Source organism: Pseudokineococcus marinus (genome assembly GCF_013004605.1).
Classification (GTDB): Bacteria; Actinomycetota; Actinomycetes; order Actinomycetales; family Quadrisphaeraceae; genus Pseudokineococcus; species Pseudokineococcus marinus.
In genome coordinates, this window is sequence record NZ_JABEMA010000471.1 from 1 (window position 1) to 1,707 (window position 1,707).

General features: G+C 72.0%; 2 protein-coding genes. Both read right to left on the reverse strand.

Going from position 1 to position 1,707, the window contains the following annotated elements:
• On the reverse strand, positions 1–892 hold an 892-nt coding region (locus HLB09_RS16680; protein WP_171204419.1), incomplete at its 3' end, for an ABC transporter substrate-binding protein.
• Positions 889–1,707: dipeptidase (locus HLB09_RS16685; RefSeq protein WP_171204420.1), on the reverse strand; the 819-nt coding region annotated here is incomplete at its 5' end. The genes HLB09_RS16680 and HLB09_RS16685, both read right to left, overlap by 4 nt.

A 1,707-nucleotide genomic window follows, 5' to 3' on the forward strand; every position in this document is an offset into this window, starting at 1 on the left:
AGACGAGGTGGGCGTAGCCCAGCCCGGGCACCTCGGCGACCTCGATGCCGTCCGCGGACCGCAGCCGCTCGACCTGCGAGGGCGGCAGCGCGTTGGCCACGAGGTCGACCTCGCCGCTCTCGAGCGCCAGGAGCTCGGTGTTGACGTCCGGGTACACGCGGAAGACGACCTCCGAGGCGTTCGGGGCGCCGTCGTCGGCCAGCGGGTAGTCCTCGACCCGCTCCATCGTGTAGCTCTGCCCGCGCTGGACCTCGGTGAGGGCGTACGGGCCGGCGCTGACCCAGGAGCCGTCGGCCTGCGGGGCGTCGTTGGCGAAGTCGGCGAGGCTGCCCTCGGGCTCGAAGACGTGCTGCGGCACGACGACCGCCCAGAACCCGACCTCGGGCACGACGACGGCGTCCGGCTCCGACAGGTGCAGCTCGACGCGGGTGTCGCTGACGGCCTCGACGGACTCGACGGCGCCCATCTGCCCGAGCAGCGTGCCGGCGGGCTGGTCGTCGAGGACGCTCTGCAGCGTCCAGGCGACGTCCTCGGCCGTGATCGGCTCGCCGTCGCTCCACGACATGTCGTCGCGGATCTCGAAGTAGCCCGTCAGGTCGTCGGAGTAGCCCCAGTCGGTGGCGAGCGCCGCCTCCTTCTCCCCGTCCTCGTCGATGTGGAGCAGCCGCGGGTACATGAGGTCGGTCACCCACGAGTCCGTGCGGCTGTTGCCGATGAGGGGGTTGAAGTTGACGACGTCGGTCGTCGTGGCGACGACCAGCGGGCCGACGCCGGAGCCGGTGGCGCCGCCCTCGCCCGACGCCTCGTCCTCGGGGGCGCTCGGGGCGCACGCGGTGAGGGCGAGCGCGGCGGCGGCGACGACCGCCGCGGCCGCCCGCGATCCGCGGCTCACGCCCACACCTGCTCGAGGACGCGCAGGGTGTTGCCGCCGACGACCTTGCGGACCTCGTCGTCGGAGTACCCGTGCTGGACCAGCCAGCCGATGATGTTGCCCATGCCCTCGGCCGGGTTCTCGAGCCCGTCGACGTACTCCACGCGCGGGTGGTCGACGTGGCCGTGCGCCTGGCTGATGGAGAGGTTGGCGGTGAAGGCGTCGTGCAGGCCGACGTGGTCGCCGAAGAGGGTGTCCGGGCCGAAGCTCACGTGGTCGATGCCGACGAGGTCCACGCAGTAGGTGAAGTGGTCCATGACCGACTCGAGGCTGTGGCGCGGGTGCGCCTCGGACAGCGTCGTGTGCGGCGCCGCCTCGATGCCGATGACGCCGCCCCGCTCGGCGCACGCGCGGATGACCTCGTCGGGCTTCATGCGGTTGGTCGGCCACACGCTGCGGGCCCCGGCGTGGGTGATGAAGACGGGGACGCGGGAGCGCTCGATGGTGTCGAGGCTCGTGCGGTCGCCGGAGTGGGAGACGTCGATGGCGATGCCGAGCTTGTTCATGCGGTCGACGGCGCGGTCGCCGAAGTACGTGAGGCCGCCGTCGCCGCGCTCCTTGAGCCCGCTGCCGAGCGTGTTGGCCTCGGAGTAGGCGATGCCCATCTGCCGGACGCCGAAGCCGTAGAGGACGTCGAGCCGGTCGACCTCGTTCTCGATCATCGTCGCCGCCTCGAGGGCGAAGACGTGCGCGATCCGGCCGGTCGCGTGGGCCTCCTCGATGTCGGCGAGGGTCTCGCCCTTGACGACGAAGTCCTGGTGCGCCAGGTCGGCCAT